Origin of the sequence: Streptomyces sp. NPDC093065 (assembly GCF_044754585.1) — a bacterium.
Lineage (GTDB): Bacteria > Actinomycetota > Actinomycetes > Streptomycetales > Streptomycetaceae > Streptomyces.
This window is the reverse complement of the sequence record NZ_JBIVPJ010000019.1, coordinates 139,066-152,622: the sequence shown is the minus strand read 5'-3', so window position 1 is coordinate 152,622 and position 13,557 is coordinate 139,066. Positions and strand designations below refer to the sequence as shown.

General features: G+C 74.2%; 13 protein-coding genes. 6 read left to right on the top strand and 7 right to left on the bottom strand.

The window, feature by feature from the left end; translation table 11 throughout:
- Window positions 1–56: 56 nt before the first annotated feature.
- From ACIQFU_RS28815 to ACIQFU_RS28805, 3 genes are read right to left on the bottom strand one after another with little or no spacing between them, the layout of a single operon-like run.
- On the bottom strand, window positions 57–857 hold the full coding sequence (locus ACIQFU_RS28815) for an SDR family oxidoreductase (RefSeq protein WP_402555266.1): 801 nt from the start codon (window positions 855–857) through the stop codon (window positions 57–59).
- 54 nt (window positions 858–911) lie between these two features.
- Window positions 912–1,946, bottom strand: coding sequence for a beta-ketoacyl synthase N-terminal-like domain-containing protein (locus ACIQFU_RS28810; protein WP_402555264.1), 1,035 nt, complete (start codon window positions 1,944–1,946; stop codon window positions 912–914).
- On the bottom strand, window positions 1,943–3,109 hold the full coding sequence (locus tag ACIQFU_RS28805) for a beta-ketoacyl synthase N-terminal-like domain-containing protein (RefSeq protein ID WP_402555262.1): 1,167 nt from the start codon (window positions 3,107–3,109) through the stop codon (window positions 1,943–1,945). The genes ACIQFU_RS28810 and ACIQFU_RS28805 overlap by 4 nt, the downstream gene beginning before the upstream one ends.
- Window positions 3,110–3,352: 243 nt before the next feature.
- Between ACIQFU_RS28805 and ACIQFU_RS28800 the strand changes: the two genes are divergently transcribed.
- The 6 genes from ACIQFU_RS28800 to ACIQFU_RS28775 all read left to right on the top strand — a co-directional run bounded on the left by ACIQFU_RS28800 (window position 3,353) and on the right by ACIQFU_RS28775 (window position 8,298).
- Window positions 3,353–3,613 carry an acyl carrier protein gene (locus ACIQFU_RS28800; protein WP_402555260.1) on the top strand — a complete coding sequence of 87 codons (261 nt, stop codon included), beginning with the start codon at window positions 3,353–3,355 and terminating at the stop codon, window positions 3,611–3,613.
- Window positions 3,614–3,617: 4 nt separating this feature from the next.
- Entirely contained in the window at window positions 3,618–4,826 is a 1,209-nt protein-coding gene (locus ACIQFU_RS28795; RefSeq protein ID WP_402555258.1) for a beta-ketoacyl-[acyl-carrier-protein] synthase family protein, read from the top strand.
- Complete coding sequence (locus ACIQFU_RS28790) at window positions 4,826–5,950, top strand: beta-ketoacyl synthase N-terminal-like domain-containing protein (RefSeq protein ID WP_402555256.1); 1,125 nt, start codon at window positions 4,826–4,828, stop codon at window positions 5,948–5,950. Before ACIQFU_RS28795 ends, ACIQFU_RS28790 begins: the two co-directional genes overlap by 1 nt.
- Window positions 5,947–6,756: an alpha/beta fold hydrolase gene (locus ACIQFU_RS28785; protein WP_402555254.1), complete on the top strand. Its 810-nt coding sequence runs from the start codon at window positions 5,947–5,949 to the stop codon at window positions 6,754–6,756. The genes ACIQFU_RS28790 and ACIQFU_RS28785 overlap by 4 nt, the downstream gene beginning before the upstream one ends.
- A gap of 11 nt (window positions 6,757–6,767) precedes the next feature.
- Window positions 6,768–7,520, top strand: coding sequence for a DsbA family protein (locus ACIQFU_RS28780; protein ID WP_402555252.1), 753 nt, complete (start codon window positions 6,768–6,770; stop codon window positions 7,518–7,520).
- Window positions 7,521–7,599: 79 nt separating this feature from the next.
- Window positions 7,600–8,298, top strand: a complete 699-nt coding sequence (locus ACIQFU_RS28775) for a lysophospholipid acyltransferase family protein (protein WP_402555250.1) — start codon at window positions 7,600–7,602, stop codon at window positions 8,296–8,298.
- A 192-nt stretch (window positions 8,299–8,490) separates the two neighbouring features.
- Here the strand turns inward: ACIQFU_RS28775 and ACIQFU_RS28770 are convergent, their stop codons facing one another.
- The 4 genes from ACIQFU_RS28770 to ACIQFU_RS28755 are packed head-to-tail and all read right to left on the bottom strand — an operon-like array spanning window position 8,491 to window position 13,556.
- On the bottom strand, window positions 8,491–9,711 hold the full coding sequence (locus ACIQFU_RS28770; RefSeq protein ID WP_402555248.1) for an MFS transporter: 1,221 nt from the start codon (window positions 9,709–9,711) through the stop codon (window positions 8,491–8,493).
- A 17-nt stretch (window positions 9,712–9,728) separates the two neighbouring features.
- Window positions 9,729–10,583: an alpha/beta fold hydrolase gene (locus ACIQFU_RS28765; RefSeq protein WP_402555246.1), complete on the bottom strand. Its 855-nt coding sequence runs from the start codon at window positions 10,581–10,583 to the stop codon at window positions 9,729–9,731.
- Window positions 10,584–10,629: 46 nt separating this feature from the next.
- Entirely contained in the window at window positions 10,630–12,117 is a 1,488-nt protein-coding gene (locus ACIQFU_RS28760) for an AMP-binding protein (RefSeq protein WP_402555244.1), read from the bottom strand.
- Window positions 12,108–13,556 (bottom strand): polyketide synthase, encoded by a 1,449-nt coding sequence (locus ACIQFU_RS28755; RefSeq protein WP_402555242.1) that lies wholly within the window; start codon window positions 13,554–13,556, stop codon window positions 12,108–12,110. The genes ACIQFU_RS28760 and ACIQFU_RS28755 overlap by 10 nt, the downstream gene beginning before the upstream one ends.
- Window position 13,557 lies beyond the last annotated feature (1 nt).

Here is a 13,557-nt window from a genome sequence, read left to right as displayed (position 1 = left end):
TCTCCTCGCTTGATGACGGCGGGCCGCGCTCGGTGCGGATTGCCGCGCGGCGGCCGTCAGACGATCGCTTCGCCGCCGTCGACGCCGATGACGTTTCCGGTGAGCCAGGACGAGCTGCTGGCCGAGAGCATGACGATCGCCTCCGCCACCTCCTCGGGCTCCGTGATCCGGCCGTGCGGGTTCGCCTCGGCCGCGCGCCGGGCCAGGTCCTCGCTGCCGGGAATGCGCAGCGCGGCCGGCGTGGGGGCCATGCCGGCCCGGATCGCGTTGACCGCGACGCCGGACGGCGCCAGTTCCACGGCGAGCTGGCGGACATGGGCGCAGAGCGCGGCCTTGGCGGCGCCGACCGCGCCGTAGCTGGGCATGGCGTGCTCGTCGCCGTGGCTGGTCAGCGTGAACACCTTCGCGCCGGACGGCAGCAGGCCGGCCACGTAGAGGTCTCTGGTCCAGTAGACGAGGCTGTGGCCCATCACATCGGACGTCATGTTCATCTGCCGTGGCGTGATCACGTCCGGCTGCTCCTCGGTCGGGATGAACGGCAGCAGACTGCCGAACGCGAGCGAGTGCAGCAGTACGCGGACGCCGCCCGGGCCGGTCGCCGCGGCGATCTCCGCCACGAGTTCGGCGCGGTTGCGGTCGCCGGCCGCGTTGCGGTTGTGGAAGGCGACCTGGACGCCGGTGGCCTCCAGCTCGGCGACGAGCTCCTCGACCTCGGCATGCTGCGCCGCGGTGCTCAGGTGCACGCCGAAGATGTTCGCGCCTTCCTTCGCCATGGCCAGGGCCGTGGCCCGGCCCATGCCGCTGGAGGCGCCGAGGATCACGACCCACGCGCCCTTCACCGATGACAGCATGTCCATCCCTTTCGTTCCTTGATGAGCGGTGGCGCGCGGATCCGGTCCGCGCCGCGGCGGCTATGCCGTCCGGTACGGATCCACCGACGCGAACGCCACGTTGCCCTCGCCCGCTACGGCCACCACCGTCCGCGGACCGGCCGCGCCGGTACGCAGGTCGCGCGCGACCACTTCCATCGGCGCCAGCGCGCCGGCCCGGACGCCGGCCGCCCCGGCCGACAGCGGTACGCGCTGCGCCGACCAGTCGCGGACCGTCGCCTCGACCGCGGCGGCCACCGCCGAGCCGTCCGTCACCAACCGGATCCGCTCCGGTGCGCTACCGGCCTCGGCGAGCGCATCCAGGGCTTCGCGCACCTCCCGGTCCGCGCGCCGCCGGCCCGACTCCCGCGTCAGCGCGGCCGGCGGGACGAAACGCAGCGAGGTCCGCAGCAGCGCGCCGCCCGGCCGGAGCGCGTCGGTCGGCGGGCGGAGCACCAGCACGACGGACCCGGCCTCGGCGTCCGCCGTGCCGTGGTCCGGGTCGAACGCCTCCGTGACGCCGGCGAGGACCAGGTCGCCGCGCCCGGCGGCGAGTTCGCGGGCGGCGACGTGCAGCGCCTCGATGCCGGCCACGCGCGGCGAGGTGACGGTCGTGTTGAAGCCCTTGATCCGGTGCTCGGTGGACAGCCGCGAGGCGACGAGGTTGACGGAGAAGAACGGCGTGAGCATCGGGCTGAGCCGGTTGATCCCGCGGGCCTGCACCACCTCGGCGATGTCGGCGTGCAGCGCCGCCACCGCGCTGTTGGTCCCGACGACGGCCGCGCGCCGCTCCTCGGCGAAACCGGCGAGAGCTGCGGGTCCGTCCCCGGCGGAAGCGGCGGTCCCGGCGGCCTCTGCGGCCCCCGCGGCCCCGGCGAGGTCCTCGCCGCTGCGCGCGAGGGCGTCCTTCGCCGCGGCCAGCAGGTACTGGCAGGCGTCGGGCAGGTACTTGTAGCCGCGCGGGCCGAGCCGGGCGCGGTAGTCGAACCAGGGTTCGTCCAGCGGCGTTCCGGCCGGCGCGGCCACCGTCCCCACGCCGGTGACGACGGCCTCGGCCACCGTGTCGCGTGCCGTCACCGGCCTTCGCCCCCGAACACCAGGGAGAAGTTGTTCCCGCCGAACGCGTAGGCGTTGAGCAGGACGTTCGTCCGCGTCAGCGGAGTCGGACCGGTCTGCGGCAGCCACACCCGGCACTCCGGGTCCTGCCGCTCCAGCGCGATGTTCGCGGGCATGGCGCCGTGCCGCGCCATCAGCGCGGCGCACACCGTGGAGAACGCGGCGGCCGAGCCGGCGGTGTGGCCGATGAACGCCTTGAGGCTGAACAGCGGTACGTCGCCCAGGCGTTCGCCGAAGACCTCGCCGAGCACCTGGGCCTCGACCGTGTCGTTCTGGCGGGTGCCGGTGCCGTGCGGGATCACCGCGTCGACGTCGGCGGGCTCCTGTCCGGCCTCGCGCAGCGCCTCGCGCGCGACCCGGACCAGCTGGTCGCCGGCCGGGTCGGGCGCGGTCGGATGGTGGGCGTCGCAGCTCAGGGCGCTGCCGAGGAGGCGGCCGTACACGGGCCGGCCGGCTGCGGCCTCGGCGGACCGCACCACCAGCATCGCCGCGCCTTCGCCGAAGACGGTGCCGCGGCGGTCCGCGGCGAACGGGCGGCAGCGGACGGGGTCGCTGGCGCCGAGCCGGCTGAAGGCGGCCAGCGGCACCGTGGCCACCGCGTCCGCCCCGCCGACCAGCACGGTCCGCGCCTCGCCGCGGCGCACCAGGTCGATGGCGAGCGTGAGCGCGTAGCCGCTGGCGGCGCAGGCGTTGCTGACGCTGATGTTGCTGCCGAACGCGCCGAGTTCGCCGCCCACGGCCGAGGCGACCCGGAACACGGGGGCCCACGCGTCCGCTCCGCCGCCGTCCCGGGCGGCCTCCCGCTCGCTGGTCTCGCCGGCCGCGGTGCCGATCACCACGGCCATGTCCGCGATCTCGTCGTCGGTCAGCGCGGCGTCGGCGACCGCCTGACGTGCGGCGTGCAGGGCGAACGCGGTCGCGCGGCCGTACCGGCCGGCCTCCGTCACGCCGTCCGCGACCCGGTAGGAGAGCGCGCCGGGCACGAGGTCGTCGAGGCCCGGCGGCGGCTCCGGACGGCTGCCTGCCGCCCGCAGTCCGGCCCAGAACGCGTCGACGCCCGCACCGAGGCAGCTCACGGCGCCGAGTCCGGTTACCACGACGTCGTCAGAGGTGAGGCCCTTCATGGTCGGTTGCCTTTCCCCTGTGCCGATGTGCCGAATTCGATCCGCCGAGCTGACGGCGACCTTACCGAGGGCGCCCTTAAACGCTCCTTAATTTCGGCCGATCCATTGATTGCACCCCCTCGTCCGAGTTCCCAGGAAAGCGGCCTTTTAGCGGGGAATAAGAGGGCCGCGGCTAAGCTTCTCCTCGCCGTATATCTGACGGTTGATTTCCTGGACCGCCACATCTATTCACTGGAGAACGACATGACCCAGGCTCAGCAGGTTCAGCATCTTGAGGAGCTCCGGGAACTCGCCGCCGCCGCGCTCGAGATCGAGCCCGAGGAGCTCGGCGACGACGACCACTTCATCGAGGACCACGACGGCGACTCGCTGCGCGCCATCGAGCTGCTGGCCCGGATCGAGAAGAAGTACAAGATCGAGCTGCCGCAGACCGAGCTGCCGAACATGACCAGCCTGAACGCGGTCTACAAGGTCGTCGCCCACCACGCGAACTGGCAGGACTGAGTCCATGGACCGGCGCGTCGTCATCACCGGACTCGGTCCCGTCACCAGCATCGGCATCGGCGTCGCCGCCTTCGGTGCCGGACTGCGCGCCGGACGGAGCGGTGTCTCGCCCATCACCAGTTTCGACACCACCGGCTTCCCGCACGTCATGGGCGCCGAGGTGCGCGACTTCGAGCCGGCCTCGCTGCTGCGGCGCCTCGACCCGCGGGAGTGGGGGCTGGCGAGCCGGTTCGCCGCCGCGGCCGCCCGGCTGGCCGTCGAGGACTCCGGCGTGGACCCCGACCGCATCGCCGGCCCGCGGTCCGGCGCGAGCATCGGCACCTGCACCGGCGAGTCGCAGGTGCTGCAGAGCCTCACCGAGGAGTGGGTGCGCGGCGGCTTCGGGGACATGGCGCCGCACGAGGCGGTCCAGGCGCCGACCCACCGGATCGGCAGCGCCGTCCACCGTGAACTCGGCTTCACCGGCGACTCCATGATGGTCTCCGCGGCCTGCGCCGCGAGCAACTACACCATCGGCAACGCCTACGACCTGATCGCCGACGGCGAACTCGACTACATGATCGCCGGCGGCGCCGACGCCATGGTGCGCTGGGGCCACGCCGGGTTCTACCGGTGCGGCCTGATGGCCGAGGACGCCTGCTCTCCCTTCGACCGCGACCGCACCGGCGTGCTCGCCGGCGAAGGGGCCTCGGCGCTTTTCCTCGAGAGCCTGGACTCGGCGGTGGAGCGCGGCGCGCGCATCTACGCCGAGGTGCTCGGCTACGGCCTCAGCTGCGACGCCCGCCACCCGGTCGCGCCCGACGCGGACGGCATCGCCCGCAGCATCCGCCGCGCCCACGCCAACGCCGGCGTCACCCCGGACGACGTGGACTACATCTGCGCCCACGGAACCGGCACCCCCGCCAACGACCTCACCGAGGCCAACGCGGTCCGCGACGTCTTCGGTCCGACCCCGCCGCCGATGAGCTCGATCAAGTCGATGCTCGGCCACACCATGGGCGCCGCGAGCGGTCTGGGCGCCATCGCCTCCGTACTCGGCATCAGGGAAGGTTTCATGCCGCCCACCATCAACTACGGCCACGAGGACCCGGCGCTGGCCGGCATCGACCCGGTGCCGAACGCCGCCCGGCCCGCGCGGCTGCGCGTCGTCCAGAACAACGGCTTCGCGTTCGGCGGGAACAACGCCGTCACGCTCTTCGGTGAGGTCGCCTGATGGCCGGCACACTGGCGGTGACCGGCTGGGGCGTCGTGGCCTCCACGGGTGTCGGCGCGGACGAGTTCGGCAAGGCGCTGACGGACGGACAGAGCGGTCTGCGGGACGTCGGCACGATGTTCGGCGAGGAGCTGCCGCAGCCGGCCGCCCACGCGATCGTCGACTTCGACGTCCGCGAGCACCTGGGCCGCAAGCGGACCGGCAGCCTGGACCGCACCACCGCGTTCGCCGTCACCGCGGTCGGCCTGGCGCTGGCCGACTCCGGCGTCCAGCTGGACGACGAGAGCCGCGACGAGACCGGCATCGTCCTCGGCAACACCATGGGCAGCTTCCGCTCGATCGCCGAGTTCGACCGGGAGACCCTGGTCAACGACCGGCCGTACCTGGTCGAGCCGCTGCTCTTCCCGAACAGCGTGATGAACTGCGCGGCCAGCCGCTGCGCCATCTGGCACCAGCTGCGCGGCGTCAACGCCACCATTCCGGCGGGCCGGATCTCCGCGGTGTCGGCGCTGCGCTACGGCGGAACGCTGCTGCGGCGCGGCCACGCCCGCACGCTGCTGCTCGGCGCGGTCGAGGAGTTCAGCGCGCACCGGGCCTGGCTGGAGCACCACGCGCACGCCGGCGAACCGTCCCGGGCGCCGCTCGGCGAGGCCGCGGCGCTGCTGGTCACCGAGGACGCGCACGCGGTCCGCGCGGCGGGCAGGCCGTTGGACGCCGAGATCCTCGCGACGAAGGTCGGCCACTTCGACGCGTCCGGCGGGTCCACCGCGCCCGCCGACGGTCTGGCGCAGCACGTCCGGGCCGCGCTCGACGCCGCCGGAGTCAGCCCCGCGCAGGTCACCACCGTCGCCACCGGCGAGTGCGGCCTCTCGGGCGTGGACGCCGTGGAACAGGCCGCCGTCGACGCGGTCTTCGGCGCCGGGCCCGACCGGCTCAAGGCCGCCGACACGCTCGGCGACTGCGGCGGCGCCTCCGCTGCCGTACAGCTCGCCGCCGTCCTGGCCCTGCACCGCGACGACCCGGGCCGCGACGGCCAGGTGTCCGTGGTGACCTCCTGCGATCCCGGGGGAGGAGTCGGCGTGGTCGTCCTGCGGGGCTGGAGCAGGCGGGGAGCGCTCCGGTGATCGTGGACGCGCCGACGGCCTCCGACGGCGTCGGCGTGCACCGGCTGACCGGCGGCGGCGGACCGCTGGTCGTCGCCGTGCACGGCGCCGAGGGAAGCTGGCGCGAGTGGCAGCCACTGGCTGCGGCGTGGCCGGGCCGGCACCGGCTGGTCGCGCTCGACCTGCCGTGGCGGGCCGGGAACGACTACGGCTGGGAGCTGCGGGGCACCCCCGGGCAGTGGCTGGGCGACGCCGTCGACCGCCTGGGCGAACCGGTGCACGCGGTGCTCGGCCACTCCCTCGGAGGCAACGCCGTTCTGGAGTGGCTGTGCGCACCGCGCGGCCACGAGCCGGCGGCAGCCGTGCTGTTCGCGCCCTTCTACCGGCCGGTGACGGACACCGTCGACGCCGCGCTGGAACGGGAGTTCCGCGCCGCCTTCCGGGTCGCGGTCGCCGACGGCATCCGGATCGCGCTGTCCACACGTGCCCAGCGGCCGGACGAGCAGCTCTTCGAGTCGATCGTGGACACCGCGCTGAACCGGGTCGGCGAGCACGGACTCGGCGTGCTCTTCCGCCAGTTCGTCGCCACCGGCGCCTTCGACCTGGCCGGCGTGCGGGTCCCGGCCCGGGTCCTGGTCGGCGAGACGGACCCCGCGCTGATCGCCCGCCGCGGTGCGGCCCTGGCCGCGGCCATGCCGACGGCGGCCGTGTCCTACCGCCCTGACTACGGGCACTGCTTCCACATCAGCCACGCCGACCGGATCGCCGCCGAACTCGCCGCGTTCCTGGCCGACGCCACGCCCGTGCCGCTCGGCACGGGCGAGTAACGGAGGACAGCATGAAACCGCGCAGGCGCCCGAGGGTGTACTTCAACCTCCGCAGCCCGTACAGCTGGATGGCCCTCGACCAGCTGGAGCGACGGTTCCCGCGGGCCGGCGAGCTCATCGACTACTACCCGCTCTGGGAGCCGGACGCGCAGCTGCGGGAGGCACTGCGCGAGCGCGGCGCCGAGGTGCTGTACCGGCCGATGAGCAAGGCCAAGCACCTGTACATCCTGAGTGACGTCAAGCGCACCGCCACCCGGCTCGGCTATCCGCTGGCCTGGCCCGTCGACAGCGAGCAGGACTGGGACCTGCCGCACCTGGCGTGGCTGGCGGCCCGGCGCGAGGGGCGGGAGCGCCTCCTGTACCGGGCGCTGGTGGAGACCCGCTGGCACCGCGGTGAGCCGATCAACCAGGCGGAGGCCGTCGTCAAGGCGGCCGACGCGGCCGGTCTGGACGGCGCCGCACTGCTCACCGCCGCGCGCGCTCCGCAGACGCACGCCGAGGCGGTGGACGTGCTGGAGGCCGCCTACGAGGACGACATCTTCGGCATGCCCTACTTCCGCATCGGCCGCGAGCGGCTGTGGGGCCTCGACCGGCTCGACGAGTTCGTCTCCGCGCTGCACCGGGCCCATCCGGACACGGAGGCGGACGGCGCCGCCCGGACTGACGGTTCGGCCGCGGACGCCGATCCGCTGGCCGGCGTACCGACCGAGCTCTTCACGAAGGTCGGCAGCTACGACATCGACACGACGGGTGCGTGCGGCTGACGCCGGTCCACGCAGCCGGGTCCGAACCGTCCCTTCCCACACCCTCCCGAAGACTGCCGTGGAGCGATTGCGAGGCACCATGTTCAGAAAACTCCTGCGGGCCTTCCTGTCCCTTGTGATGCGCGTCGCCTTCCGCCCGCGCATCACCGGCGTGCACCACATACCGGCCGACGGACCGTGCATCATCGCGGCCAACCACCTGTCGTTCTCCGACCACGTCTTCATCTCGCTCGCCGTGTCCCGGCCGGTCTGCTTCATCGGCAAGGCCGAGCGGCTGACCGGCAAGGGCGTCAGGGGCAGGCTGAGCGCGGCGTTCTTCCGGGCCATCGGGATCGTGCCGGTGGAGCGGGACGGCGGGCCCGGCGGCGTCGCCGCTCTCGGGCTCGCGCGCGAGGTCATCGACGACGGCCAGGTCTTCGGCATCCACCCGGAGGGCACACGCTCGCCGGACGGCCGGCTGTACCGGGGCCGCACCGGTGTGGGCTGGCTGGCCATGGCGACCGGCGCGCCGGTGGTGCCGTGCGGAATCGTGGGCACCGACCGGGTGCAGCCGCTCGGCCGGATGGTGCCGAAGCCCGTCCGGTTCGACCTGCACTTCGGCGCGCCCCTCACCTTCCCGGAGCACCACGGCAAGGAGGGCGAGGCCCGGCTGCGCCGCAGCGTCACGGACGCGGTGATGAAGGAGATCGAGCGGCTGTCCGGCCTGGAGTACGTGCCGCGGTTCGCCACCATGAACAAGGACGCCGCCGCGGCGAAGGAGAAGGAGACCGCCGCGTAGTCCCTCGCCGGACGCGCACCCTCGCCCCACACCGCGCCGGCGCCCCACGGTGCCCCACCCGACGTCACGTCCCGGTCGGGTGGGGCACCGTTGTCCGCCGCCCTCCGCGACGGTGCGTGGTCTCCTGCTCTCCCCTGCCCGCGGCGGTGACCGGACGCCGGGTGGCCGCCGCCGGCCGGTTCGACGCGCCGCTCAGCCGTCCTTCGCGGCCGGCTCGCCCGGAGCCTGCCCCGCCGGGGCACCGGACTCCGTGGAAGCGCCGGACGTCACGGGGGCGCTCCTCGGATAGGTGAAGGCCGTGAAGGCGAGCGCGAGCAGGGCGAAACCGGTGGCCGTCCAGCCGATCGCGCCGCGGCCCGCGAAGTTCACCGCGAGCCCGCCGGCCAGGCCGCCGACGGCGGTGCCGAGGTACTGCGCCGAGGACAGCAGGCCGAGCGCGAGCGGCGCCGAGGCCGGCGCGGCGGTGATCACCCGGTGCTGCTGGCCCATGGTCACCGGCCAGGCCATCACCGACCAGACCGCCGCCCACACCAGCGCGCCGGGGAAGGTGAGGTCGGCGAGCGGGGTCAGCGCGACCGAGGCCGCGATGCCCACGATGCCGAGGTAGATCATGGCGCGCGGGCCGTAGTGGTCGGTGAGCCGTCCGGCCACCACGATGCCGACGACCGCGGCGACGCCCCACACCCAGATGACGGCCGTCAGCCTCCCGGCGCTGCCGCCGGTGGCCCCGCTCAGCGCGGGGCCGAGGTAGGTGTAGAGGGTGTATCCGGCGGAGAAGGTGAGCGCCTGGGTGACCAGCGCGGCGAGCACCGCGCGGTCGGCGAGCGGCTCGAGCCGCGCCCGCAGGCTCGGCGCCTGCGGCAGCCGCACGGCCGGCACGGTCACGGCGACCGTGGCCAGCGCCACCGCGCCGAGCCCGGCGATCAGCCAGAACACCACGCGCCAGCTGAACGTCCCGCCGATCCAGGTACCGACCGGCGAGCCCAGCGCGGTGGCCACGCTCAGGCCGCCGAGCACCACGGCGAGCGCGCGGCCACGCCGTTCCGGCGCCACGAGCGCGCTGGCGGTGGCCGAGGCCGTCGGCGTGTAGAGCGCGGCGCCGGCCGCCGCGAGCACGCGGGTGGCGAGCACCAGGCCGAGCGTGGGCGCCAGCGCGGTGAACGCGTTGGCCACCGTGAACACGGCGAGCCCGGCGAGCAGCACCTGCCGCCGGGAGAACCGCGCGGTGGTGGCGGCGAGGACCGGCGAGAGCACCGCGTAGGCGACGGCGAAGACGGTGGCGAGCTGACCGACCGCGGCGACCGAGACCTCCAGGTCCCGCGCGATCGGCAGGACCAGTCCGGCCGTGACGAAGAGGTCGGTGCCGATCGCGAACGTGCCCATGCCGAGCGGCAGCAGCCGGCGCAGCTCCATGTCCGCAGCTCCCTGGTTCACGCGTCACCGCCGGTGACGAAGTCGAGGCTCTGTCCGATGACCGAGGGGTCGGTGAGGACGCGCCGGTGGCCGAGGCCCTCGGTGGCGACCAGGCGGGACCGCTCGCCGAGCGCCGTCACGATCTTCCCGGCCTCGGCGAAGGCGACTTCCCGGTCCTTGCGGTCGTGGATCACCAGGGCCCGGGAGGTGATCAGCTCGGGCCGGTGGGAGACGGAGAAGCGGCGCCAGATGTCGGTCTCGGGCCGGAAGAACGCCTCCGTGCGGCGGTGGAGCTCCTTCTTGAGCCCCTCGCGCAGGCCCAGCTGGACGCAGAAGGTGTCGTAGCTGGTGCGGAAGTCGCACAGAGCGCCGATGGAGACGATCCGCTCGGCCCCGACGCCCTCGCGCACCGCGTCGTACGCGCAGGTGCCGCCGAAGGAGTGCCCGATGATCGCGCGGAAGGGGCCGTGCTTCTCGTGCATCGCGGCGGTGAGCGCGCGGTGGTCGAGCAGCGTGGTGTTGCGGCCCTCGGAGTCGCCGTGCCCGAAGGCGTCGTAGGCGACCGGAGTGAGGCCGCGCTCCAGCAGACCGGGCACGAAGCCGCAGAGCGCGCTGGCCCGCATCGCGAAGCCGTGCATCAGCAGCACGGGCTCGCCCTTGCCGTCGCCCCAGCGGTAGGCGGCGACCTGCTTGCCGTCCACCACGATCCGCTCCACCGCGGCCGCCTCGTGCACCTCCTTCTCCGTCGGCCGCACCGGCGCGCGGCCCGTCGGCTCGCAGAAGAGCCGGAAGGCGTATCTGCCGGCGAGGCGCGGCGCTACGTACGAGGTCGTGTTGAGCGCGCGGCGGATGGTCACCACGGAGGGGGGCATGGCGGTCTCGTTCCTTGTCGGTCGGCGGACGGGGCGTCAACCGCCGTCAGTTGACCTGGCGTTGGCGTTCCTGCCAGTACGGCTGACGCAGCTCACGACGGAGGATCTTGCCACTGGCGTTCCGCGGGAGCGACGGGACGAAGGTGTATCCGGCCGGCAGCTGGAAGTCGGCGAGCCGGCCGCGCAGTGCCAGCATCAGCTCACGGGGCGTGGCCTCGGCACCGGGCTCCAGGACCACGAAGGCGTGCACCGCCTCGCCCCACCGGTCGTCCGGCACGGCCACCGCGGCGGCCTCGCGGACCGCCGGGTGGGCGGCGAGCGCGTTCTCGACGGCGGCCGGATAGACGTTCTCACCGGCGACGATGATGGTGTCCTTGATCCGGTCGCAGAGGTAGAGATAACCCTCCTCGTCGAGGTAGCCCGCGTCCCCGGTGACGATCCAGCCGTCCTGGAGGGTCTGCTCGGTGGCCTCGGGCCGGCCGTGGTAGCCGAGCATGCGGGCCGCGGTGCGCAGCCGCACCTCGCCGACCTCGCCGGTGGGCAGCGGCGCGCCGTTCTGGTCGGTGATCCGGACGGCGAAGCCCGGGTAGGGACGGCCCGCGGCGGCCAGCCGCGGACTGCCCGGGACGTGCTCGGACGGAGGCAGGCAGCAGGCGGTGTTGCCGGTCTCGGTGAGGCCGTAGATCTGCGCGAAGTCCGCGCCGATGCGGTCCAGTCCCTGCCGCAGCAGGGTCTCGGAGATCGGTGCGCCGCCGTAGACGACCTTGCGGAGGCTGCGCAGCGAGGCGGGATCCTTCGGCGTCTCGGCCAGCATCATCTGCAGCATCGCCGGGACCACGCAGGTCGTGGTGGCGCGGTGCGCGCGCACCAGCTCCACGGCGGCACCGCCGGTGAAGGCCGGCATCACCACGTTGGTGACGCCGGCGGCGAACCCCTGGGCCGCCCACCACAGACCACCGACGTGGAAGCCGGGGACGCAGATCAGCGAGGTGTCGTCGTCGCGCCAGTCGATCCAGTCCAGGCCCTCGGCGTCCAGCGCGGCGCGGACGGCGGAAAAGGTGCGGTGCGCGAGGACCACGCCCTTGGGCAGGCCCGTGGTGCCGCTGGTGTAGATCTGGACGACCGGCGTGTCCGCGCCGGCCTCGAAGGACGGCGGCTCGCCGGCGGCCTCGGCCCATCCCGGCGGCACCGTGGTAATGCCGTCGCGCTCGGTGTCGGCGAAGAGCAACTTCGCGTCGGAGTCGCGCAGGATGTGCTCGATCTCCTCGCCGCCGAGCCGCCAGTTGACCGGCACCAGCACGGCTCCCGCGAGAGCGCAGCCGAAGAGCAGCACGTAGTAGTGCTCGGAGTCGCGTGCGAGGTGCGCCACCCGGTCTCCGGGCCGCACGCCCGCCTCGTGCAGCGCCGCCGCGGTGCGCCGCGCGCGGGCGTACAGCTCGGCGTAGGTCACCGTGCGGTCCTGGCAGTGCACGGCGATCCGCTCCGGGCGGCGCGCGGCCTGCGCGGACAGCGCGGCGTGAAGGGTCAGGTCCATCGGTTCTGCTCCGCCCAGTAGCTGCGTACGTCGGTGCGCTCCGGACCCGGCCGGTCCTCGGCGGTGCGGGGGGTGGCGGCGGCCTCCAGGAGCACGTGCGCCTGCGTGCCGCTGAAGCCGACCGCGCTCACGCCGGCCAGCATCCGGGCCGCCGTCGGCCACGGGACGGTCTCGGTCGGCAGGCGCAGGGTGTCGCTCCAGGGCGCCTCGGGCTCGGGCTCGGCCGCCCCGGGATGCGCCGGGACCTCACGGTGGGCGAGCGCCAGCGCCACCTTGATCAGGCCCGCGGCGCCCGAGGCGGCCTCCAGATAACCGATGTTGGCCTTGTGCGAGCCGACCAGCAGGTCGCCGCCGCGGTAGGCGGCGGCGAGGGCCTCGGTCTCGATCAGGCCGCCGAGCCGGGAGCCGTTGGCGTGTGCCTCGACGTACTGCACCTCCTCGGCGCGCACGTCGGCGCTGTTCAACGCCAGTTCCATGGTGTGCCGTTGGCCCTCGGCGGAGGCCGCGGCGATGTCCGCGCGGGAGCCGTGCTGATGGACGGCCCCGCCGCGCAGCACGGCGTACGGCGTCGCGGGGAACCGCGCCGCGTCCGACTGCCGGCACAGCACGAGGACCCCGCAGCCCTCCGCGCGCACGTGACCGTCGGCGTGCGCGGTCAGCGGCCGGCTGCGGCCGGTCGGCGAGAGCATTCCCGCGCGGGCGCAGGCGACCGTGGACAGCGGCGAGAGCAGCAGGTTGGCGGCGCCGACCACCGCCACGTCGCACTCGTCGCGGCGCAGCGACGCGAGCGCGAGCTGCACCGCGACCAGCGTCGACGAGCAGGCGGTGTCCACGGTGAGCGCCGGCCCGTTCAGGCCGAGCCCGTGCGCCACCCGGGCCGCGCTGCCGCTGGGCGCGCTGCCGAGGGCCGCGTACGGCGAGACGGCGTCCAGCGCGGCGCCGCCGCGCAGTGCGGCGTGGTGGTACTCGACGGTGCCGACCGTGGTCCACACGCCGACGCGGTGTCCGGCGCGCCGGGCGCGGTCCAGCCCCGCGTCGGCCAGCGCCTCGTCGGCGACGGTCAGCAGCAGCCGCTGCTGCGGGTCGAGCTGGACGGCCTCCTCGGCGCCGACGCCGAACCGTGCGGCGTCGAAGAGGTCGACGCCGTCGAGGTAGCCGCCGTGGTTCAACTCACCGGCCCACCGGCTGAACTCTCCGTCCGCCAGGTTCCAGCGCGGCCGTCCCGTGGAGTCGCGCGGCGCCCGTCCCGAGGCGGGCAGCACGTCCTTGCCGGACCTGAGCACGTCCCAGAACGCGGCGGGCCCGTCGAGCCCGCCGGGCAGGCGGCAGCCGATGCCCAGCACCGCCGCGCCCTGGGTGTCCGCGGCGCGCTGCCGGGCCAGCGCGAGGACGAGCTGCTTCTGGCTGAGGGTCTGCAGGTGGGCGACGTACTCCCGCACC

Excerpts from the sequence above, each read along its gene's own strand:
- ACIQFU_RS28800 (WP_402555260.1), top strand. The coding sequence starts at position 3,353 with ATGACCCAGGCTCAGCAGGTTCAGCATCTTGAGGAGCTCCGGGAACTC.
- ACIQFU_RS28795 (WP_402555258.1), top strand. The coding sequence starts at position 3,618 with ATGGACCGGCGCGTCGTCATCACCGGACTCGGTCCCGTCACCAGCATC.
- ACIQFU_RS28765 (WP_402555246.1), bottom strand. The coding sequence starts at position 10,583 with ATGCCCCCCTCCGTGGTGACCATCCGCCGCGCGCTCAACACGACCTCG.
- ACIQFU_RS28805 (WP_402555262.1), bottom strand. The coding sequence starts at position 3,109 with ATGAAGGGCCTCACCTCTGACGACGTCGTGGTAACCGGACTCGGCGCC.
- ACIQFU_RS28770 (WP_402555248.1), bottom strand. The coding sequence starts at position 9,711 with ATGGAGCTGCGCCGGCTGCTGCCGCTCGGCATGGGCACGTTCGCGATC.
- ACIQFU_RS28775 (WP_402555250.1), top strand. The coding sequence starts at position 7,600 with ATGTTCAGAAAACTCCTGCGGGCCTTCCTGTCCCTTGTGATGCGCGTC.
- ACIQFU_RS28815 (WP_402555266.1), bottom strand. The coding sequence starts at position 857 with ATGGACATGCTGTCATCGGTGAAGGGCGCGTGGGTCGTGATCCTCGGC.
- ACIQFU_RS28760 (WP_402555244.1), bottom strand. The coding sequence starts at position 12,117 with ATGGACCTGACCCTTCACGCCGCGCTGTCCGCGCAGGCCGCGCGCCGC.
- ACIQFU_RS28780 (WP_402555252.1), top strand. The coding sequence starts at position 6,768 with ATGAAACCGCGCAGGCGCCCGAGGGTGTACTTCAACCTCCGCAGCCCG.
- ACIQFU_RS28790 (WP_402555256.1), top strand. The coding sequence starts at position 4,826 with ATGGCCGGCACACTGGCGGTGACCGGCTGGGGCGTCGTGGCCTCCACG.